General features: G+C 67.4%; 20 protein-coding genes and 2 tRNA genes. 18 read left to right on the forward strand and 4 right to left on the reverse strand.

All coding sequences use genetic code 11. The features are described 5' to 3' along the window. Positions 1-252: 252 nt before the first annotated feature. The gene (locus tag RMO04_RS08730) at positions 253-897 is read right to left on the reverse strand and encodes a helix-turn-helix transcriptional regulator (protein ID WP_309644398.1); all 645 of its coding nucleotides are present in this window, start codon (positions 895-897) and stop codon (positions 253-255) included. A 170-nt stretch (positions 898-1,067) separates the two neighbouring features. Here RMO04_RS08730 and RMO04_RS08735 point away from each other — a divergent pair, with 170 nt between their 5' ends. Then, on the forward strand, positions 1,068-1,277 hold the full coding sequence (locus tag RMO04_RS08735; protein ID WP_309644399.1) for a hypothetical protein: 210 nt from the start codon (positions 1,068-1,070) through the stop codon (positions 1,275-1,277). Continuing rightward, positions 1,274-1,858: a hypothetical protein gene (locus tag RMO04_RS08740; RefSeq protein ID WP_309644400.1), complete on the forward strand. Its 585-nt coding sequence runs from the start codon at positions 1,274-1,276 to the stop codon at positions 1,856-1,858. Before RMO04_RS08735 ends, RMO04_RS08740 begins: the two co-directional genes overlap by 4 nt. A gap of 4 nt (positions 1,859-1,862) precedes the next feature. Here the strand turns inward: RMO04_RS08740 and RMO04_RS08745 are convergent, their stop codons facing one another. After that, on the reverse strand, positions 1,863-2,192 hold the full coding sequence (locus RMO04_RS08745) for a DUF2239 family protein (RefSeq protein ID WP_309644401.1): 330 nt from the start codon (positions 2,190-2,192) through the stop codon (positions 1,863-1,865). Positions 2,193-2,967: 775 nt separating this feature from the next. Then, positions 2,968-3,042 (reverse strand) — tRNA-Thr (locus RMO04_RS08750). Between the two features lie 320 nt (positions 3,043-3,362). Here RMO04_RS08750 and murA point away from each other — a divergent pair. The 14 genes from murA to RMO04_RS08820 all read left to right on the forward strand — a co-directional run bounded on the left by murA (position 3,363) and on the right by RMO04_RS08820 (position 13,894). After that, positions 3,363-4,652: a UDP-N-acetylglucosamine 1-carboxyvinyltransferase gene (murA, locus tag RMO04_RS08755; RefSeq protein ID WP_309644402.1), complete on the forward strand. Its 1,290-nt coding sequence runs from the start codon at positions 3,363-3,365 to the stop codon at positions 4,650-4,652. Between the two features lie 3 nt (positions 4,653-4,655). Continuing rightward, positions 4,656-5,087 (forward strand): DUF2948 family protein, encoded by a 432-nt coding sequence (locus RMO04_RS08760; RefSeq protein WP_309644403.1) that lies wholly within the window; start codon positions 4,656-4,658, stop codon positions 5,085-5,087. 44 nt (positions 5,088-5,131) lie between these two features. Next, on the forward strand, positions 5,132-6,415 hold the full coding sequence (gene hisD, locus RMO04_RS08765; RefSeq protein ID WP_309644404.1) for a histidinol dehydrogenase: 1,284 nt from the start codon (positions 5,132-5,134) through the stop codon (positions 6,413-6,415). A gap of 126 nt (positions 6,416-6,541) precedes the next feature. Next, positions 6,542-7,189, forward strand: a complete 648-nt coding sequence (locus tag RMO04_RS08770) for an SH3 domain-containing protein (protein WP_309644405.1) — start codon at positions 6,542-6,544, stop codon at positions 7,187-7,189. Between the two features lie 147 nt (positions 7,190-7,336). Then, positions 7,337-7,816, forward strand: coding sequence for a UPF0262 family protein (locus tag RMO04_RS08775; protein WP_309644406.1), 480 nt, complete (start codon positions 7,337-7,339; stop codon positions 7,814-7,816). Positions 7,817-7,822: 6 nt separating this feature from the next. Next, complete coding sequence (locus tag RMO04_RS08780; RefSeq protein WP_309644407.1) at positions 7,823-8,284, forward strand: low molecular weight phosphatase family protein; 462 nt, start codon at positions 7,823-7,825, stop codon at positions 8,282-8,284. Between the two features lie 127 nt (positions 8,285-8,411). Beyond that, positions 8,412-8,630 (forward strand): translation initiation factor IF-1, encoded by a 219-nt coding sequence (gene infA / locus RMO04_RS08785; protein WP_309644408.1) that lies wholly within the window; start codon positions 8,412-8,414, stop codon positions 8,628-8,630. An 18-nt stretch (positions 8,631-8,648) separates the two neighbouring features. Beyond that, a complete protein-coding gene (locus RMO04_RS08790; protein WP_309644417.1) occupies positions 8,649-9,230 on the forward strand; it encodes a nucleoside triphosphate pyrophosphatase in 582 nt (193 codons plus the stop codon). Next, positions 9,227-9,655, forward strand: coding sequence for a hypothetical protein (locus RMO04_RS08795; RefSeq protein WP_309644409.1), 429 nt, complete (start codon positions 9,227-9,229; stop codon positions 9,653-9,655). Before RMO04_RS08790 ends, RMO04_RS08795 begins: the two co-directional genes overlap by 4 nt. After that, positions 9,656-10,264 (forward strand): ribonuclease E/G, encoded by a 609-nt coding sequence (locus RMO04_RS08800; RefSeq protein WP_309644410.1) that lies wholly within the window; start codon positions 9,656-9,658, stop codon positions 10,262-10,264. It begins immediately after the preceding gene. Continuing rightward, complete coding sequence (locus RMO04_RS08805) at positions 10,261-10,425, forward strand: DNA gyrase inhibitor YacG (RefSeq protein WP_309644411.1); 165 nt, start codon at positions 10,261-10,263, stop codon at positions 10,423-10,425. The genes RMO04_RS08800 and RMO04_RS08805 overlap by 4 nt, the downstream gene beginning before the upstream one ends. Before the next feature lie 65 nt (positions 10,426-10,490). Continuing rightward, a tRNA-Phe gene (locus RMO04_RS08810) sits at positions 10,491-10,566 on the forward strand. A gap of 193 nt (positions 10,567-10,759) precedes the next feature. Next, positions 10,760-13,456, forward strand: coding sequence for a phosphoenolpyruvate carboxylase (gene ppc, locus RMO04_RS08815; protein ID WP_309644412.1), 2,697 nt, complete (start codon positions 10,760-10,762; stop codon positions 13,454-13,456). 69 nt (positions 13,457-13,525) lie between these two features. Further along, a complete protein-coding gene (locus RMO04_RS08820) occupies positions 13,526-13,894 on the forward strand; it encodes a YccF domain-containing protein (protein WP_309644413.1) in 369 nt (122 codons plus the stop codon). Positions 13,895-13,913: 19 nt separating this feature from the next. On the opposite strand, the gene RMO04_RS08825 is transcribed toward RMO04_RS08820, so the two are convergent. Next, positions 13,914-15,362, reverse strand: a complete 1,449-nt coding sequence (locus tag RMO04_RS08825; RefSeq protein ID WP_309644414.1) for an MFS transporter — start codon at positions 15,360-15,362, stop codon at positions 13,914-13,916. Between the two features lie 296 nt (positions 15,363-15,658). On the opposite strand from RMO04_RS08825, the gene RMO04_RS08830 reads away from it, so the two are divergent. Both RMO04_RS08830 and RMO04_RS08835 read left to right on the forward strand, forming a co-directional pair. Then, a complete protein-coding gene (locus RMO04_RS08830; RefSeq protein WP_309644415.1) occupies positions 15,659-17,674 on the forward strand; it encodes a sulfotransferase in 2,016 nt (671 codons plus the stop codon). A 26-nt stretch (positions 17,675-17,700) separates the two neighbouring features. Next, a partial coding sequence (locus tag RMO04_RS08835; RefSeq protein ID WP_309644416.1) for a TonB-dependent receptor occupies positions 17,701-19,245 on the forward strand: 1,545 nt, incomplete at its 3' end.

Raw genomic sequence — 19,245 nt, forward strand, 5'->3', positions numbered from 1 at the left:
CGTCGCGCAAGCTTCGCCGCCGCCTCAGCCTCCAGCGCGTCGCGACCCCGGGGCCGATAGGCGTCGGCGCTGAGCCCGGACCAACAGACGCCACGATGTCGTTCAACCGATCGTAGAGCCAGCGATCGCGCTTGGCGCTCAGCGGCGATCTCCGCGGCGACAAAGGCGTCCAGTTCCGACGTGTGCATTCGGAGAATGTATATTACATACTGGACCGATTCAATTTGAATCGTAGAATTTATACAGTCCCGCTCAGCGGTCGCGGATGATGATCCGCCGGGCCTGGTAGGGCGGGATAATCGCGGTGATATGGGCCGCCCACCGGAGTCTGGCGTCGCGCCGGGTGGGGCCGGCGATGCTCTCCAGATCGTAGAGGCCCGGTCCGCTGCCGCGCAGCAGCCGCTTGACGAGAACCTCGTCGGTATCGACCTCGACCACGACCACCTCACCCAGCATGTCGTGGCTTGGCGCGCTGCGCTGATCCTCGAAATAGATCAGGGCGCCATCGTCGGCGAGCCCTCTCATGGAATGACCGGCGACCAGCAAGGCCACCGCCTTGTCTGTTCCCCCAGGTGGAATTGGAGCCAAGTCGCCGGCTTCCTGGCCGGTGGCGAACAGCACGTCGCCCTCGGGATTGGCCCCCACGCGCCCGAGGATCGGCGCCAAGCCCTCGACCCGCGCCGGCAGCATGGCGCCCGAGGCGTCGTAGAGCCACTCCGGGCGGACGCCGAAGGCGGCGGCATACTCCTTGGCCTTGCGATAGGAGAAGGGTGCGTTGCCGTTCTCGTTCGACGCATAGGTGTTGCGATTCCACCCAAAGGTTTCAGCCGCCGCGGCTGCGGTGTCGAAGCCCCTGTGGGTGCGCGCCAGGCGCAGGCGTTGGAAGCGTTCATCCATGGCGCAGTGTCATAGACGAACTGATGTAGGAAAACTACACAAAATTCTTGCCCGTTCTTTATATGTTCCATACAGTGCAACCCATGGGACATGAAACATCACCTCGCTCGCCACAAGACTACGCCGCCCTACGACAAACGGGGACGCCACCCCGGCGGGCGATGGCCGAATTGCAGCTCGAACCCGCCATGGCGAGACGGCTGGAGAAGGTCTTCCGCAAGGTGCAGGCACGCGGCGCCGGCGATCGGCAGCTTCCCAAGTTCGCGCGCCATGACGCTCATGTGGCCGCGGTGATGGCGCAAGGCGGGTTCTGCGCTTTCTCGGAGCGTCGGATTGGGCGGGACGGCGTGGCGGTCTGCCTGCCGCTGGTCTGGCCATGAGCCGGGCCGCATACCTGGCGCGCCTGGAGCGCGAACGGCTGTTGACCCAGGAACGCCGTGGCCAGGCGCGCGCCGAGGCCCAGGCGGTCGACGAGGGCGTGACGGAAACCGTGGCGCTCTCGACCGCGCGTGGCAGCGCCTTCGAGACGCCGCAGGTCGGGCCGGGCAAGCGCGGCAAGCCCTACCGACGCCAGGCCGGCCTGGAGTGGCTGACCGGCAAGGGGCGGCTGACGGCGGCCCAGCGGGCGGCGGGGGAACGCTACGGCGCCTGTTACCGGCGCGCCCGGGGCGACGTCTCCATTCCCTCGACGCTCGACGTTAGGCCGGGGGACAGCGAGGGTGGCGGCGTGCCGTTGAACGAGGTGCTGGCGACGGCCGAGGCCAATGCCCAGGCTGGCCTGCGGCTGGCGGCCTACCGCCGGCGACTTCGCCACCACGCGGCGCTGGTGGCCGCGTGCGACCGGATCTGTGGCGAGGAACTCACCCCGCGCGAAGCGACGAAGGCGGAGCGCGAGGCCTATCAGCTCGAGGCGATCCTGGCCGTGGCCCTGGACATGCTGGCGGCGGAGGACCGGCGATAGTGGGTCATTTCGTTCCTGATTTGTTCTTGACATCTCCACGGGAATTGCGCGGCAGCAGCGTCACCTCGCGGGCGATGACGCCGAGCTTGGGCCGCCCGCGGCCCGCCGGCTTGGCGGGTTCGACGTCGGGCTTGTCTCTGAGGCGCTCCAGGACATCGGCCAAGGCGCCTCGCAGGTCGAGTTCGACAGTGCGGCCCGTGGCGTCGTCGAAGACCAGCAGATGCGTTGCGTCGGCGTCGGCCGCCGCCTTGACCGCAGGTATCACCTGAAGAAGAGATCCGGCGGCGATGCGGCGGCGGCGAACAAAGGCCGTGAAGGTCTCGGTCGCGGACATCGGAACTCCTGGCGACGCCGCACATCGAGCCGTCGTTCGGGTCCTAAATACTACCCGGATACAAATTAGCAAGACACGTAGGTCCTTTGAGCGCCGGTTGGTGCTCGTCGACGCGATGCGCGACGAGGTCGTTCGCGGGCGCCGCTACGCCGCGCGCGCGGATCTGTCTCCGGATCGGCCGCGCTGATTTTAGCTTCACAAGCTTCATACTGCATAAGTTCCTCTTTTGTTCGTGGCGAGGTGGGGCGAGCATGAAGGCGGCGCAGGCGGACTTTCGCTTTCCTGTTCTGGGGTTAAGGCCGACTCCGACGTCTAGGGGCTGCCTGACCTGGAGGCCCTGACGACGTGTGGTCCGCGAACCTTGGCGGAGGGTTTGCAGATCGGGATGGAGTTCGTGGACGCCGAAGGGCGTCGCTGGATCGTCCGCTCGGTCCAGCGAACGGGGCGGGCCGGATCTTGGCTATCGCGCTTGATGCCGGGTCCCGCGCAGTTCCGCATAGAGCACGATCTGGAACCTCTCGAGCCGATCTCTCTCGCGGACGTGAAGGCCCGGGTTTGTGAGTCTATGAGGGCTCACCCCGACTTTTGGTGCGAGGATGACGAGCGAGACACAGTGCTGCCTGCGCGTCTCGCGGAGGTGAACGGGGTGGCGACGATCGCCGACATCCATGAGGTGTTGGGGCTGGACAGCTTCCACGCCTACTCACGCGGTGGAGCTAGATCGTCACTTGCCGGAGAGTGGCGTTCCCCTAAGCCTTCGAAGCTTAGGGGAACATGGTGCCACCGCAGGGACTCGAACCCTGGACCTCAGCCTTACCAAGGATGCGCTCTACCACTGAGCTACGGCGGCGAAGGCGCGGGCTATAGCCAAAGCCGGCGTCCGCGTGAAGCCTAAAAGCGCCGAAAGGCGTCTTGACGCGGCGGTCATCACATCGCACGCCAAGTTTGCATGGAGAAACCTGGAAAATCCGACGTCGAGGCGCGAGAGGCGAAACTCGCCTCAGCCTTGCGGGCGAATCTACGACGCCGGAAGGCCAGCGAGCGGACCCCACCGCCGAGGCCCGTGAAGGCCGAGGACGGCGCCTAGCGGGGCCGACTTTGCGCGGATCGCCGCGCAGGCTAGATAGCGGCCAAGGCCGGCGGCGCGCCGGCCACCTTCGAGGAACGAGATTGGATCGCATCGCCATTGTCGGCGGCGCGCGGCTGGCGGGTGAGATCCCCATCAGCGGCGCCAAGAACTCCGCCATCAAGTTGATGGCCGCCAGCCTGCTCACCGACGAACCCCTGCGCCTGACCAACATGCCGCGACTGGCGGACACGCGCTTCCTGGGGCGATTGCTGCAGCGCCTGGGCGCGCAGGTCGAGGAACGGGAAGGGGACGATGGCGCCGAGACGGTGCTGCACACCCGCGAGATCATCAGCGGTATCGCGCCCTATGAGCTGGTCCGGCAGATGCGGGCGTCGTTCAACGTCCTGGGGCCGTTGATCGCGCGCACAGGCCAGGCGAAGGTCTCGCTGCCTGGCGGATGCACGATCGGCGCTCGACCGGTGGACCTGCATCTGGAGGCGCTGCGCAGCCTCGGCGCGACCATCGATCTGCATGAGGGTTACGTCTATGCCCAGGCGCCGCGAGGCCTGATCGGCGCGGAGATCGTCTTTCCGTTCGTTTCCGTCGGCGCGACCGAGCATGCGATGCTGGCCGCGGTGTTGGCGCGGGGCGAGACTGTCCTGACCAACGCCGCCTGCGAGCCGGAACTCACGGATCTCGCCGACTGCCTCAATAAGATGGGCGCGAAGGTCTCGGGGGCCGGCACATCGAGCATCCGCATCGAGGGCGTGGCGCGCCTGACAGGCGCCACCCACTCGGTCATTCCAGACCGCATCGAGACAGGCACTTTCGCCCTTGCCGCGGCCATGGCCGGCGGGGAGGTGCGCCTGACGCGTACTCGCAGCGACTTCATCGCCACCTTGTTGGACAAGATGGAGGAAGCCGGGGTCAGCGTGACCCGCCACGAGGACGGCGCGACCATCAAACGCAACGGCGGCCGTCTGCAAGCGGTCGAGATTGAAACCGATCCCTATCCAGGCTTTGCGACCGACCTGCAGGCGCAGTTCATGGCCTTGATGACCCTGGCCAGTGGCGAGAGCATCATCCGAGAGACCATCTTCGAGAACCGGTTCATGCATGCGCCGGAATTGGCGCGGCTGGGCGCCGACATTTCGGTGTCGGGCGGCGAAGCGAGGGTCCGCGGCGTCGAGGCTCTGGAGGGCGCGCCGGTCATGGCCACAGACCTGCGAGCCTCGGTTAGCCTCGTGATCGCCGCCCTGGCCGCGCGCGGAGAAACCGTGGTGAACCGGGTCTATCATCTGGATCGCGGCTTCGAACGGCTGGAAGAAAAGCTCGGCGCCTGCGGCGCGCAAATCCGTCGCATCGCTGGCGACGGCGAGTCGGAGGACTAATCGATGAGTGTCGCTGGATCCCCACGCTTGCGGTTGCTGGCCGAAGACGCTGATGACCTCGCCGTGATCGCAGCGGCGCTCCAGGACGCCATCTGCAAGATCGGCGATATCGCCTATGACGCCAAGGCGCGGCGGTTGACGCTCAGCGTCAACCGCTATCGCTGGGAAGGGCCGGGCGGAGAGCGGGTGCGCAGCGGCTTGCAAATCGGTTCCGTGCTGGCGGTCCAGACCCGGAAACTGCGCCGAACCGCCAAGGCCGCCGTGGTGGAATTGCTTACGCTGTCGTTCGACGCCGGCGAGGCGCCAGGCGGCGTTCTCAGCCTCACCTTCGCCGGCGGCGGCGACCTGCGCGCCACCGTCGAATGCGTCGATGCGGTTCTGGCCGACGTCTCGGCGCCTTGGCCGACGCCGCGCATCCCGACGCACGAAGCCTGACAGGCCATAGCCTTGCCGGGATTGGGCCGCTAATAGAGCCGGCCATGCGCCGTTTTCAATTCACCGATCCCGGCTTCGAGGCCGCCTTCGCCGCTTTCATTGAAGAGCGGCGCGAAACGCCGGACGATGTGGACCTCGCTGTGCGGGACGTGCTTGCCGCCGTTCGCGCAGAGGGTTTGCCTGCCGTGCTGCGCTATGGTCGGCAATTCGACCGTGCCAATGTCGATGAAGCCAACATCCGTGTCACGATCGACGAGATCGAGGATGGGGCGGCGCAATGCCCGCAGGACGTGCGAGAGGCGATCACCTTCGCGGCGGCACGCATCCGCGCGTACCACGAACGCCAACGTCCCGCCGACGCCTGGTTCACCGATGACGCGGGCGTCGAGCTCGGCTGGCGATGGACGCCCATCGAAGCCGTCGGAATCTATGTCCCCGGCGGCCGAGCGGCCTATCCCTCCACGGTGTTGATGAACGCGGTGCCGGCCGCCGTCGCGGGCGTCGACCGCGTCGCCATGGTCACGCCCCCCGGCCGACTGCAGCCCGCCGTGCTCGCGGCCGCCAAGGAAGCGGGGATCACGGAGATCTGGCGTGTCGGCGGCGCCCAGGCCGTCGCGGCGTTGGCCTATGGCGCTGGACCTATTCGCCCGGTGGACAAGATCGTCGGTCCCGGAAACGCCTATGTCACCGCCGCCAAGCGCCGGGTCTACGGCACGGTTGGCATTGACGCGCTGGCCGGCCCCTCCGAGATCGTAGTCGTGGCCGATCGTGCGAACAATCCGGAGTGGATCGCCGCCGACCTGCTTTCTCAGGCTGAGCACGACCCGGCCGCCCAGGCCATACTGATCACCGACGACTTGACGTTCGCCGAGCAGGTCGCCGCGGCGGTGGAGCGTCAACTCACCACGCTCTCGACGGGTGAGGACGCCGCCGCGTCCTGGCGCGACCACGGCGCAATCGTTATCGCGCCGCTGGACGAGGCGCCTCGCCTCGTCGATCTCATCGCGCCCGAGCATGTCGAGTTCGCCTTGGACAACCCGGAACGCCTCGCCAATCGCGTGCGCCACGCCGGAGCCATTTTCCTGGGCCGCCACGCACCCGAGGCGATCGGCGACTATGTGGCGGGTTCCAATCACGTCCTGCCGACCAGCCGTGCGGCCCGGTTTTCGTCGGGCCTGACGCTCTACGACGTCATCAAGCGAACCTCGATCGTGAAGTGCGACGAGGCGGCTTTCGCCGCGCTCGGTCCACCGACCGTGGCCTTGGCGGATGCGGAGGGACTGCCCGCTCACGCGCGGTCGGCCGCGATCCGGCTAGCTGGCGGCTGAGGACAGCCCGAAGCTGAACAGTTTCTGTCAGATCCGTCGCGGCGGCTGTTCAGGTAGGCCCGTCTAGGGTGTCGGTCATCGGGGCAAGCCTCGAGACAGATACTCAAGAAAGGCGGAGACCAAGCCATGCGTATGTCCAAGAGTTCCAAGCTGATGCGCGGCGCGGCTGTTGCAGGCCTCGCCGGCGTGCTGGCGGCCGGCGCCGTCTCGAGCGCCAACGCCCAGCAGTATCGTGCGCCCACCGGCGGCGGCCTGGGTTCGATCGTGAGCTGCGACGCCCCCGGCGGCAAACAGGCCGGCGGCGCGCTGATCGGCGCGCTGCTGGGCGCTGTCGCCGGTTCGAACCTGGCCAAAAACGACCGCGGCACGGGCACGGCCATCGGCGCCGTGGCCGGCGCGGCCACCGGTTCCTATGTCGGCTGCAAGATGCAGCGCGATGGCCAGACGCAGTCCGCCCATGGCTACGGCCAGCCCTACGCCCAACCGGCGACCTATGTTCAGAACGGCTATCGCCTGAACGGCAATCTGGCCCCGGCCCGTTTCGTCCGCGACGGCGGCGGCTTCGTGGCCACCTCGACGCTGAACCTGCGTTCGGCCCCGACCACATCTTCGGCTCGGGTCGGCAGCCTGCGGGCCGGCGAGAGCTTCCCGGCCCTGGCCCGGGTGCGCGGCACGGAATGGATCCTGGTCGGTCGCGGCGGCGTCGGCGTCGGCTATGTCCACGGCGCCTATGTCCAGCCGGCGGGCTACCAGTACGCGAGCTACGGCTACTAGGGCCGCCGACTGATGAGCACCTGAGCCCCCGACGCTTCGGCGTCGGGGGCTCTTTCTTGGCCAAGACGGGGCTTGTTCGCAGGTGCAGGATGACGTTAGGGGTTGGTTTGCAATAAACGTCGACGCAAGCCTTCCCCAACCGAGCCCATGGCCGCCGACGATCGCCCCCATCAGCGCCTGCAGTCCGTCGAGATCGACGAGGAATCCCTCGCCGCTGTCTCACGCGACCAAGAACAGGAACGCCAAATCGCGATCTTCGACCTGTTGGAGGAGAACTACTTTCTCCCCGACGGCGCGGAGTCGGGCCCGTACGACCTGCGCATGGGGTTGATCGAGAACCGCCTGGTCCTGGATGTGACCGGGCCCGCCTACGAAAAGCGCCACATCCTGTCGCTCTCGCCGTTCCGTAGTCTGATCAAGGACTACTTCATGATCTGTGAGAGCTACTACCAGGCGATCCGCAACTCCACGCCTCAGCAGATCGAGGCCTTGGACATGGGCCGGCGCGGTCTGCACAACGAGGCGTCCGAGTTGCTGCGCGCCAGGCTGTCGGGCAAGATCGAGACCGACCTCGACACCGCCCGGCGGTTATTCACCCTGATCTGCGCCCTGCACTGGCGGGGCTAGGAGCGAATGGCCGACGACGCCGTACGCGCGCCTCTTCCAGGGGCGGTGCTGTTCGCCTGCAACTTCAACCGGGTCCGATCGCCCATGGCCGAGGCGCTGCTGAAGCGTGCGCTCGGCGACCGGATCTACGTCGATAGCTGCGGCTTACGTCGCGAGGCGACCGAGACCGGCGGCCTCGTCGACCCCTTCGTCCAGGCGGTGATGGCCGAGATCTCCTGCGACCTTGCCGCTCATCGACCCAAGACGTTCGGCGATCTGGAGGACGACAGCTTCGACCTCGTCGTCTCGTTGACCCCCGAAGCTCAGCATCGCGCCGTCGAGCTGACCCGCGGTCGCGCGGCCGAGATCGAATACTGGCCAACCTTCGATCCGACCCTGACCGACGGTTCACGGGAGGCGAGGATCGCTGCTTATCGACAGGTTCGCGATACCTTGGCCGCCCGGATCGCCGAGCGTTTCGGTCGCTAGAAGCGCGCTGAACTCAAGCTAGCCATCGTTCCGCCGAGCGCGTAAAGCGCTGCTAATTGGCGCTACGGCTCGCCCGACTCATCGTGCGCGCCACCCGCTTGGTCGTCTGGTCAGTTTGGGAGCCTGCATGGCGAAGGAAGAACTTTTGGAGTTTCCGGGTACGGTGAGTGAAGTCCTGCCGAACGCCACATTCCGGGTGAAACTTGAGAACGAGCACGAGATCATCGCCCACACCGCCGGCAAGATGCGCAAGAACCGCATCCGGGTCTCGGCCGGCGACAAGGTTTTGATCGAGATGACACCCTACGACCTGTCCAAGGGCCGCATCACCTTCCGCGTCCGCTAAGGACGGCGATTGTCCCACGTGCCCCCGCAGCGCTTGGTGCTCGCCTCCGCAAGTCCCAGGCGGCTCGATCTTCTGCGTCAAATCGATCTGACGCCCGACGTGGTAGACGCCGCGACGATCGACGAAACCCCCCTCAAGACCGAAACCCCGCGCCAGACGGCGCTGCGTTTGGCCTGCGCCAAGGCCGGCGCGGTGGCCGCCCGCCAGCCGGACGCCTTCGTCCTCGCCGCCGACACGGTGGTCGCAGTCGGCAGCCGCATCCTTCCCAAGGTGGAGACCGAGGCCGAGGGGCGCAAATGCCTGAACCTGCTGTCGGGCCGCGCGCACCGGGTGCTGACCGGCGTGGCCGTCCAGGCCCCCGACGGGCGCACGGCCAGCCGGCTGGTCGAGAGCCGCCTGCACTTCAAGCGCCTGACGCCGGCGGAGATCGACGCCTATCTGGCCAGCGGAGAGGGGGTGGGAAAGGCCGGCGGTTACGCCATCCAGGGCCGAGCAGGCGCTCTCGTCATGGCGATCCAAGGTTCGTACTCGGCGGTGGTGGGATTACCGCTCTATGAGACTATGAACCTGCTCACAGGCCTGGGATACGTCCGACCATGAGCGAGCGACGGCTCTATCTCGACCGCGGGATCGGCGAGACCCGGGGCGTGGTCACTCTCGATGGCCGGCCGGAACGCCTGCTGATCGCCCGCGATGGCGACGACTCGATCGCTCGGCTCGGCGCCCGTCTGGTGGGGCGGGTGCGCAAGGTCGAGCCGGCCTTCGCCTCGGCCTTCGTCGACCTGGGTGGCGTCGAGGCCCTGATGTCCTTCAAGCCCGAAGCTCGGCCGGTGGAAGGTCAAGCTCTGGAGGTCGAGATCCGCACCGAGGCCCGCGCGGGCAAGCTCGCCACCGTGCGCGCGCTCGGACCGGCGCAGGGGGCTCCGCGCCTGCTGAGCGCCGCCCCCGATATCGCCGAGCAACTCGCCGGTTTCGCGCGAAACGTCCAAGTCATCGAAGGCCGCGAGGCCCGCCGCGCCGCCTAAGTGTCCGAGGCCGACGCTCTTGAGATCATCCACCCGCTGCCCGGCGGTGGGACCATCGCTATCGAGCCGACCCGCGCCCTGGTCGCCATCGACGTCGATCTGGGCGAACGGAAGGGCCAGGACGCCAAGCGGATCACCCGGCAGGCCAATATCGCCGCCCTGGCCGTCGCCGGCCGCCTGTTGCGGCTCAAGAGCCTGGGCGGCATCGTCGTCATCGATCTCGTCGGTCGAGGCCATGACGGAAACGCCCTGATGACCGCCGCCCGCGCCGCCTTCGCCCCAGACAATCCCGGCGTCGCCATTGGGCCCGTCGGCCGTTTCGGCACCATGGAACTGACAGTGCCTCGTCGGGCTCCGCCGGTCGCCGAGCAGTTGTGCGACGCCAGGGGCGACCTCACCGACCTGACCCTCGCCCTGCGGCTCCTGCGCGCTATCGAGACCGAGGGCGCGATCCAGCCTGGCGCGCGCCTCACCGCGATCTGCGCGCCACCGGTCGCCGCCGCCGCGCAACCGCTCGCCGGCGCCCTGGCGGCCCGCATCGGCGCTCGCTTCGAGATCCGTCCCGATCCCGCCGCCCAGCGCGAGCGCTTGAACGTGAGCGGCCGATGAGCGCCTGTCCTGTCTGCGCCAAGCCGGCTGTGGCGGACTACCGCCCGTTCTGTTCCAAACGCTGCGCCGACATCGACCTGCACAAATGGCTGAAGGGCGGCTACGCCATACCGGCGTCAGACGAGGACGACCGGCCCGAGGACGGAGAGCACGAAGACTAGCGACCTTGCTGGACAGCCGCGAAAGCCTCTTCTATAGACGCTGCTCCCGCGTCGCCGGGACCTAAGCCTGGGTAGCTCAGTTGGTAGAGCAGCGGATTGAAAATCCGCGTGTCGGTGGTTCGAATCCGCCCCCAGGCACCACTTTTCCTGACATCTCGAAGATCGACCGCGCCGCTTCGGAGGCGCTTGACGTGCCGGCGCGGCGCGCCCGACGCCGCGATCCTGATCAACAGCATGGCGAGCCTGGCTATCGCCGCCACGTGACTGAACCGCCAGTGGCCGGACGGCGCCTGGCTCTGCTATCACCGCCGCGCGACCGAACCCGCGAGGCGAAATGACCGAGACCCTGCCCGACATGCTTCGCGCCAGCGTGCGCTTCCTGGGTCGGGTGCTGGGCGACGTGATCCGGGCCGAGGATGGCGAGCCGGTGTTCAGTCAGATCGAGGATATCCGCCGCGCCTCGGTGGGGTTCCATCGTGACGGGACGGAGGCCGCCGCCATGCTGATGGCCGAGCGCCTGGAGCGGCTGAGCATGCCCGACACCGTGCGCTTCGCCCACTCATTCGCCTGCTTCCTGCAGATCACCAACATCGCCGAGGACCAGATCCAGCGTCGGCGGGGTCGGGCAGGGGGCGCACGGTCCGACACCCTGGCCGGGGCGCTGCGCGCGCTAGCCGCCGAGGGCGTGGGCGTTGACCAGGTCATGGCCCTGCTGAATGGCGCGCTGGTGGCGCCTGTCATCACCGCCCACCCCAGCGAGGTGCGCCGCAAGAGCGTTCTGGATCGCCAGGGCGCGATCGCCGACGACCTCGACGCCTTCGACCACGCCACGTCCGACGCCGAGCGGGCGCGGCTGGAGCGCGAGCTGATGCGTCAGGTGGCGATCTTCTGGCGCACTCGGCTGCTGCGCAACGTCAAGCTGGGGGTGGGCGACGAGATCGAGAACGCGGTCTCCTATTTCGAGCGCAGCTTTCTGCCCGAGCTGCCCCGGCTGTACGCTCACTGGCTGGACGTGTTGGGCGACCCCGAACGCCTGCCTTCATTCCTGCGGGTCGGCTCCTGGGTGGGCGGCGACCGGGACGGCAATCCCTTTGTCACCCAGGCGGTGATGCGCCAGGCCATGGCGCGGCAGTCGCGCGCAGCGCTGCGGATGTATCTCGACGCCATCCACGGCCTCGGCGCGGAACTCTCCATCTCCGCCGGGCTGGCAGGCGTGACGCCGGCCCTCCAGGCCCTGGCCGACGCCGCGCCCAATCCTTCGCCTCAGAAGGCCGACGAGCCGTATCGCCTGGCGCTCACCACCATCTATGCGCGGCTGGCGGCCACCTATCCGCTGCTGACCGGCGAGCCTCCGGCGCGGCGACCGGCCGGCCCGGCCGAGCCCTATGACGGCCCCGACGCCCTGCGTGCCGACCTGCAGACCGTACTCGACTCCCTGCTCACGCGTCATGGCGCCGCCTTCGCGCGCGGACCCCTGCCGGACCTGATCCGCGCGGTGGAGATATTCGGCTTCCACCTGGCCAGGCTGGACCTGCGCCAGAACTCCGCCGTCCATGCCCGCGTCACCGCCGAACTGCTGAAGGGCGCCGGCGTTTGCGAGGACTATGAGGCCCTGGACGAAGCCGCTCGCTGTGACCTGTTGCTGGCCGAGTTGGCCCACGGACGGCTGCTGCACACTCCCTTCGCCGACTACAGCGAGGAGACCCGGCGTGAGTACGACATTCTCACCGCCGCCGCCGACCTGAAGCGCCGCTACGGCCGCGACGCCATCCGCGCCCAGATCGTCTCCAACACCACCTCCATGTCGGACCTGTTGGAGGTCTATGTCCTGCTGAAGGAGGTCGGGCTGTTCACCCCCGGCGAACCGGCGCGGACTCAGGTCTTCGCCGAGCCGCTGTTCGAGACCATCGCCGACCTGCGCGCCGCCCCCGACATCATGGCGCGATACCTGGCCCTGCCGATCATCCGCCAGCTCGTGGAGCCGGTGGGCATCCAGGAGGTGATGATCGGCTATTCGGATTCCAACAAGGACGGCAGCTACCTCACCTCTACCTGGGAACTGCACCAGGCCTCGCTGGAGCTCGCCGAGGTCATGCGCTCAGCGGGGCTTCGCCTGCAGCTCTTCCATGGCCGCGGGGGCGCGGTCGGTCGGGGCGGCGGCTCCAGCTTCGACGCCCTGTTGGCCCAGCCTCAGGGCACGATCGGCGGCCGGATCCGCATCACCGAGCAGGGCGAGGTGGTGGCCAACAAGTACGCCGATCCCGAACTGGCCCGCCAAAGCCTGGAGACGCTCGCGTCGGGCGTTGTCCTGGCCTCGCTGCGCAAGCCCGCCCAATCGGAACTGCCGGCTCCCCACGCCCAGACCATGGACGCCCTGGCGGTGCAGGCCATGCGCGCCTATCGCGCCCTGGTCTACGAGACGCCGGGCTTCGCGGACTACTTCTTCGCCGCCACCCCGATCAGCGAGATCGCCGATCTCAACATCGGCAGCCGACCCACCTCGCGCCAGGCCAAGCGCAGCATCGAGGGCTTGCGGGCGATCCCCTGGGTGTTCTCATGGTCCCAGTCGCGCGCTCTTCTGCCCGGCTGGTACGGCTTCGGATCGGCGGTCGCCAAGGCCGGCGCGTCGATGGCGCACATGCGCGACTTGCACGAGGCCTGGCCCTTTTTCTCCTCGGCCCTCGCCAACATGGAGATGGTGCTGGCCAAGGGCGATATGGCCATCGCCGCGCGCTACGCCGGTCTGGTGGAAGATCGATCTCTGGCAGACCTCGTGTTCGGCAAGATCCGGGCCGAGTGGGAGCGCACCACCCACACCCTACTTGAGATCACCGGTCAGAGCGCCTTGTTGGAGAAGAACCCGGATCTGGCCGCCGTCATCCGTTCGCGACTGCCCTATATCGACCCGCTGAACCACCTGCAGATCGAGCTGATCCGCCGAAGGAGGGGCGGGGAGGACACCGAGGCGGTGCGCGAAGGCATCCACCTGACCATCAACGGCGTCGCCGCCGGCCTGCGGAACACGGGTTAGGCCGCCGAGCCATTGCGGTGGTGGCGGTTTGACTTAGCTTAGGATGAGCCGCCGCGACCGGAGCCATCCATGCGACTTTTGCTGAACGTGCTTTGGTTCATCCTCGGGGGTTGGATTTCCGGCACGCTTTGGATCCTCGCCGGGGCGGTCCTGGCGATCACTGTCATCGGCTTGCCCTGGACGCCTGGCGCGTTTCGAATGGCCGGCTTCAGCTACTGGCCGTTCGGCAAGGTCGTGGTCGACCGCGACCCGGGCGCCACGAGCCTGTTGCTGAACATCCTCTGGCTCATCCTGGCGGGATGGTGGCTGGCCCTTCACCACATCATCCTGGCCGCCGGGCTCGCCGTCACGATCATCGGCATTCCGTTCGCCTGGCAGCACGTGAAGCTGGCCATGCTCTCGCTGACGCCCGTCGGCAAGGCTGTGGTCGAGGCCTGACCTCCCGACGCCTCAATGATTACTCGGCCGGCGTCGCGTCCTGCAATGCGGCGAGATTCGCCTCGTGGGCGCTTGCGTCGATCCGGTAGAACCGCCAGGTGGCGATGGAGAGCAGGCTGAGCGTCACGGTGATCGGCACATAGATGTAGGCCAGTCGCCGCATGATCTCCGGATCGAGGTTGGCGGGGGTGACCCCGGTCGGGAAGCCAACGAAGGCCAGCAGGAGGCCCGGCAGGACCGTGGCGAAGCCCGACACGATCTTGTTCAGCAGGGAGTCGGCGGAGAACAGCAGGCCCTCCGACCGTCGCCCGGTCTTCACCTGGCTCTCCTCGACGATGTCGGCGATCATCGAGGTGACAAGGATGAAGCCCCCTGTCCCGAACACCCCGCCCAGCACGGCGTTGGCCAGCAGGATCGGCAGCAGCATCGGCGAGCCGTTCTCGGGGAACAGGTCCAGCAGCCGCAGCGTGATCGGCCCGTTGGTGGTCACCACGCTAGCGAAGAACAGGGTCATGCAGGCCCGCCGCTTGCCCCATAGGCGCGACAGCGGTGGGGCGACCGCCGCGGCGATCGGCGCGGAGATCAGGCCCATCAGGACGATGAGCAGGGTGCTGCTGGACGGCAGTTCCCAGAAGTAGATAATGAAATAGATCGTCAGGCCGGTGTAGAGCGCCAGCGACGTCGCCGAGACGACGCCGGCCACCACGGCCACGCCGAAGTTCCAGTTGTTGAGGGTGGCGGCGACCTCGCCCAGCGTCTCCCTCAGACTGATCTTTCGCGCCACGGGCTTGTGCAGGCCCGGTATGCGGTGGTGCGTGCCCAGTGTGGAGACGAGGATCGAGGCGGCGATAAGAGCGGCGACGCTCAGCGCCATCGGCGGATAGCCGGCGGGATTGAGCTGGCCCTGTGGGAACTCCGGCGTGGCGCGTAGGAAGATTCCATAGGCCAGGACGGCGGCCACCGCGGCGCCGACCGTGCCCAGCAGCCAGCGAAACCCGATCAGCACCGTGCGGTCGTGATAATCGGGCGCCAGTTCCGGGGCCAACGCGCCGCTCGGCACCTCGTAGAAGCTCGCGGCCAGCCTGACGCTCAGGATGCCCACCAGCAGGTAGGTGAAGAGTTGGCTGTGCGACAGTCCGGCCGGCGGCATCCACAACAGGGCGAACGCCACGGCCACGGGAATCGCCGAGGCGTACATCAAGGGATGGCGGCGGCCCCAGGGCGTGCGCAGCTTGTCGGAGAACTGCCCGATTAACGGGTCCCAGAAGGCGTCGATCAGCACCGAGATGCCAAGCGCTAGGCTGACCCACTGCGCCGGCAACCCCAAGACCTGATTATAGTAGAGCAGCAGCAAGCCGCCCATGATCTGCAACGTGGCTCCATTGGCCATCGAGCCCACCCCGTAAAGGAGCTTGGTTCCAAGGCCGAGCTTCGGCGGATGCACGGCTTTCGGCGTCGTGTCTGGCACGGCGGTCTTCCTCCTGGCGGGCGCGCCTTGGCGGCGAGCTCCAATCTTCCCTGGCGCTAGCTTGAACGCTCGCAGCCGTACCGACAATTCGATTTTCGAAATTTCGGTTTGAGCCGCCGCGGATGATCGCCGCTCGGTGGTCAGGCGGCGGACTATTTGATTGCTTCTCCGGCGGGCAGGCCGCTCGCCCTGTGGCCGTTCCGATACAATCGTGCAACAAACCGGTGACGCTTGATTGACAAGCTTGTTCGACGCGCCCTCTCATCCGCACTGGACGCGTCAGGATTGGGTTACCGGTGACGAGCCGCCCTGCGGAACCTGTCGGAACATTGGCCACCGCTCTGGCCCATGCCGCGCGTTTGCTCCCTTCCGATCCGCACCTGGCCGAGGCCCAGTCCCGCGAAATTCTCAAGGTCGCGCCCCAGCATCCGGACGCCGTGACCCTGCTGGCCGCGGCCTTGCGCCGCCAGGGTCGTTCAACCGCGGCGCTGGAAGTGCTGGACTCGCTCGCCGCGACACGCCCCGATCTCGCGCAAATCCAATTCGAGACAGGTTTGGCGCGCATGTCGCTGGGTGACGGGCCGGGCGCCATCGCCGCGCTGGAACGCGCCGTTGCGCTTGCGCCGAACCACGCCCAGGCTTGGCGCGCGCTCGGCGACCAGTTCACCCTGGCCGACCGTTTCGACGACGCCGACATGGCCTATGCTCATCATATCAAGGCCTCGACCCACGATCCGCGGCTGGTCGAGGCTGCCACCGCCCTCTGTGACGGTCAGCTCGCGGTGGCCGAGCGCCAGCTAAGGGCGTTCCTCAAGGCTTACCCCACCGACGTGGCCGCGATCCGCATGCTCGCCGAGACCGGCCTGCGCCTGGGTCGCTACGACGACGCCGAGGCGCTGCTGGCCCGCGCCCTGGAACTGGCGCCCAGCTTCGCCGCCGCGCGCCAGAACTACGCCACCGTTCTCTACCGCCAGAACAAGGCCGTCGAGGCCATCGCCCAGATCGATCGGCTGCTGCTCGACGATCCGCGCAATCCTGGCCACCGGAACCTGAAGGCCGCGGCGCTCGGACGTATCGGCGAGTATGAGGCGGCCATCGAGGTCTATGGCGGAGTGCTCGCCGATTTCCCGGGTCAGCCGAAGGTCTGGATGAGCTACGGCCACGCCCTGAAGACCGTCGGCCGCCAGGCCGAGGCGGTCGAGGCCTACCGCCGTTGCCTGGCCATCGAGCCCGGCCTGGGCGAGGCCTATTGGAGCCTGGCCAACCTCAAGACCGTGCGATTCGCCGACGTCGACGTGGCGGCCATGCAAGGCCAGCTCGCGCGAACCGACATCTCCAACGAGGACCGGTTTCACCTTCACTTCGCCCTGGGCAAGGCGCTGGAGGACGCGCGGCGCTACGAGGAGGCCTTCGGGCACTATGACCAGGGCGCAGCCCTGCGGCGTGCGGGCCTTGACTACGATTCTGATGAGACCGCCGACCATGCCGCGCGGTCCAAGACATTGCTCACCCCCGCATTCTTCGCCGCGCGGGCGGGGCAGGGCGCGCAGGCGCCTGATCCGATCTTCATCGTCGGCCTGCCGCGCGCCGGTTCCACCCTGATTGAGCAAATCCTCTCAAGTCATTCTCAGGTCGAGGGCACGCAGGAGCTGCCGGACATCATCTCGATGGCCCGTCGGCTGGGCGGCAAGCCCAACGCGGAGCGCAGGACCGACTATCCCGAAGCACTGGCCGCCCTCACGCCCGGCGAGCTGAAGGCGCTGGGGGAGGAGTACCTCGCCAGGGCCCAGGTCCATCGCAAGCTCGGCCGGCCGTTCTTCATCGACAAGATGCCGAACAACTTCGCGCATCTGGGCCTGATCCACCTGGCCCTGCCGAACGCCAAGGTGATCGACGCGCGACGCCACCCGTTGGGTTGTTGCTTCTCGGCCTTCAAGCAGCATTTCGCCCGCGGCCAGCGGTTCACCTACGGGCTGGAGGACCTCGGCCGCTACTATTCCGACTATGTCGGCCTCATGTCCCATTTCGACGCGGTCCTGCCGGGGCGCGTGCATCGGGTGATCTACGAGGAGATGGTGGCCGATCCGGAGGCCCAGGTCCGCGCCCTGCTCGACCACTGCGGCTTGCCGTTCGAGGACGCCTGCCTCCGATTTTACGAGAACGATCGCGCCGTGCGGACCGCCAGCTCAGAGCAGGTCCGCCAGCCGATCTATTCCGACGCCGCCGATCACTGGCGAAACTTCGAGCCCTGGCTTGGCCCGCTCAAGGCGAGCCTGGGCCGGGTGCTGGAGACCTATCCACGCGCGCCTTAGGGCGTGGTCTATCTGAGGGGCCTATAATGAAAATGCGATCATCGCCTAGAACCTTGCCGGCGGCGCTGCTGGCTTCGACAATGCTCACCGGCCTGGCGGCGCCCGCCTTCGCGCAGCAGGCCAGCCCAACCGCGCTCGAAGAGGTCGTCGTCACCGCTCAGAAGCGGTCGGAGAACCTCCAAGACGTCCCGATCAGCATCCAGGCCCTGGGCGCCCAGCGGCTTGACCAGCTGCAGGTCTCCGACTTCGGGGACTATGTGAAGTTCCTGCCCAGCGTGACCATCCAGTCGGCCGCGCCGGGCTTCAGCACCATCTATATGCGCGGCGTGGCCTCGGGCGAGAACAGCAACCACTCCGGCCCCCTGCCCAGCGTCGGCGTCTATCTCGACGAGCAGCCGGTGACCACCATCACCGGCCCGCTCGACATCCATGTCTACGACATCGCCCGGGTCGAGGTCCTGGCCGGGCCTCAGGGCACGCTCTACGGCGCCAGCTCCCAGGCGGGCACGATCCGCATCATCACCAACAAGCCGTCTATCGCGAGCTTCGAGGCCGGTTACGACCTGGAGATCAACCGCCTCAGTCACGGCGATGTCGGCTACGGGGTCGAAGGCTTCGTCAACCAGCCGATCGGTGACCGCGCGGCCGTGCGCCTTGTGGGCTGGGCCGTGCATGACGGCGGCTATATCGACAACGTCCCGGCATCGTTCACCTTTCCGACCGGCAATATCCGGGTGAACAACGCCGCCTATGTTGAGGATGACTACAACGAAGTGGACACCGTCGGCGCCAGGGCGGCGCTGAAGATCGACCTCAACGAAAACTGGACCGTGACCCCCACCCTGATGGGACAGCGGACCCAGGCCGACGGCGGCTTCGTCGTGAACCCCGTGATCGGCGATCACCAGATCAACCGCTTCAAGCCGGAACGGTCGGATGACAAGTGGGCGCAGGCCGCCCTCACCATCGAAGGCAAGGTCGCCAACCTCGATCTCGTCTATGCCGGCGCCTACATGAAGCGCTGGATCGACACCGAGTCCGACTATTCGGACTACTCGTACTTCTACGACACGCTGTTCGGGTCGGGGGCCTATCTCACCGACGACGGCGGCAATTTCATCGACACCTCGCAGTACATCCAAGGCAAGGACGCCTACAGCAAGCAGAGCCATGAGTTCCGGCTCTCGACGCCGGCGGACTATCGCCTGCATGCGGTCGCCGGCCTGTTCTACCAGAAGCAGACCCACAACATTCAGCAGCGCTACCGGATCGACCGGCTGGCCACCGCCACCGAGGTGCCCGGCTGGCCCGACACCCTGTGGCTCACCAAGCAGCTTCGCACCGACCGCGACTACGCCGCATTCGTGGACGGCACCTTCGATGTGACCGACCAGTTGTCGGTGACCGGCGGCATCCGCTTCTTCAAGTCGCACAACTCGCTGGAGGGCTTCTTCGGATTTGGGACGGGCTATTCCTCGCGCACCGGCGTGGGCGCCGGGTTAGCGGCGGCCCACCTGGGGGGGGGCCCCGGCCCCCAAGTCGCCCAGAACGAGAAAGAGACAGGGGAGACC

It is taken from the genome of Phenylobacterium sp. (assembly GCF_031412415.1).
GTDB lineage: Bacteria > Pseudomonadota > Alphaproteobacteria > Caulobacterales > Caulobacteraceae > Phenylobacterium.

Excerpts from the sequence above, each read along its gene's own strand:
- RMO04_RS08780 (WP_309644407.1), top strand. The coding sequence starts at position 7,823 with ATGGCCGACGACGCCGTACGCGCGCCTCTTCCAGGGGCGGTGCTGTTC.
- ppc (WP_309644412.1), top strand. The coding sequence starts at position 10,760 with ATGACCGAGACCCTGCCCGACATGCTTCGCGCCAGCGTGCGCTTCCTG.
- RMO04_RS08820 (WP_309644413.1), top strand. The coding sequence starts at position 13,526 with ATGCGACTTTTGCTGAACGTGCTTTGGTTCATCCTCGGGGGTTGGATT.
- RMO04_RS08740 (WP_309644400.1), top strand. The coding sequence starts at position 1,274 with ATGAGCCGGGCCGCATACCTGGCGCGCCTGGAGCGCGAACGGCTGTTG.
- RMO04_RS08745 (WP_309644401.1), bottom strand. The coding sequence starts at position 2,192 with ATGTCCGCGACCGAGACCTTCACGGCCTTTGTTCGCCGCCGCCGCATC.
- RMO04_RS08770 (WP_309644405.1), top strand. The coding sequence starts at position 6,542 with ATGCGTATGTCCAAGAGTTCCAAGCTGATGCGCGGCGCGGCTGTTGCA.
- RMO04_RS08805 (WP_309644411.1), top strand. The coding sequence starts at position 10,261 with ATGAGCGCCTGTCCTGTCTGCGCCAAGCCGGCTGTGGCGGACTACCGC.
- RMO04_RS08775 (WP_309644406.1), top strand. The coding sequence starts at position 7,337 with ATGGCCGCCGACGATCGCCCCCATCAGCGCCTGCAGTCCGTCGAGATC.
- RMO04_RS08795 (WP_309644409.1), top strand. The coding sequence starts at position 9,227 with ATGAGCGAGCGACGGCTCTATCTCGACCGCGGGATCGGCGAGACCCGG.
- hisD (WP_309644404.1), top strand. The coding sequence starts at position 5,132 with ATGCGCCGTTTTCAATTCACCGATCCCGGCTTCGAGGCCGCCTTCGCC.
- infA (WP_309644408.1), top strand. The coding sequence starts at position 8,412 with ATGGCGAAGGAAGAACTTTTGGAGTTTCCGGGTACGGTGAGTGAAGTC.
- RMO04_RS08760 (WP_309644403.1), top strand. The coding sequence starts at position 4,656 with ATGAGTGTCGCTGGATCCCCACGCTTGCGGTTGCTGGCCGAAGACGCT.
- RMO04_RS08730 (WP_309644398.1), bottom strand. The coding sequence starts at position 897 with ATGGATGAACGCTTCCAACGCCTGCGCCTGGCGCGCACCCACAGGGGC.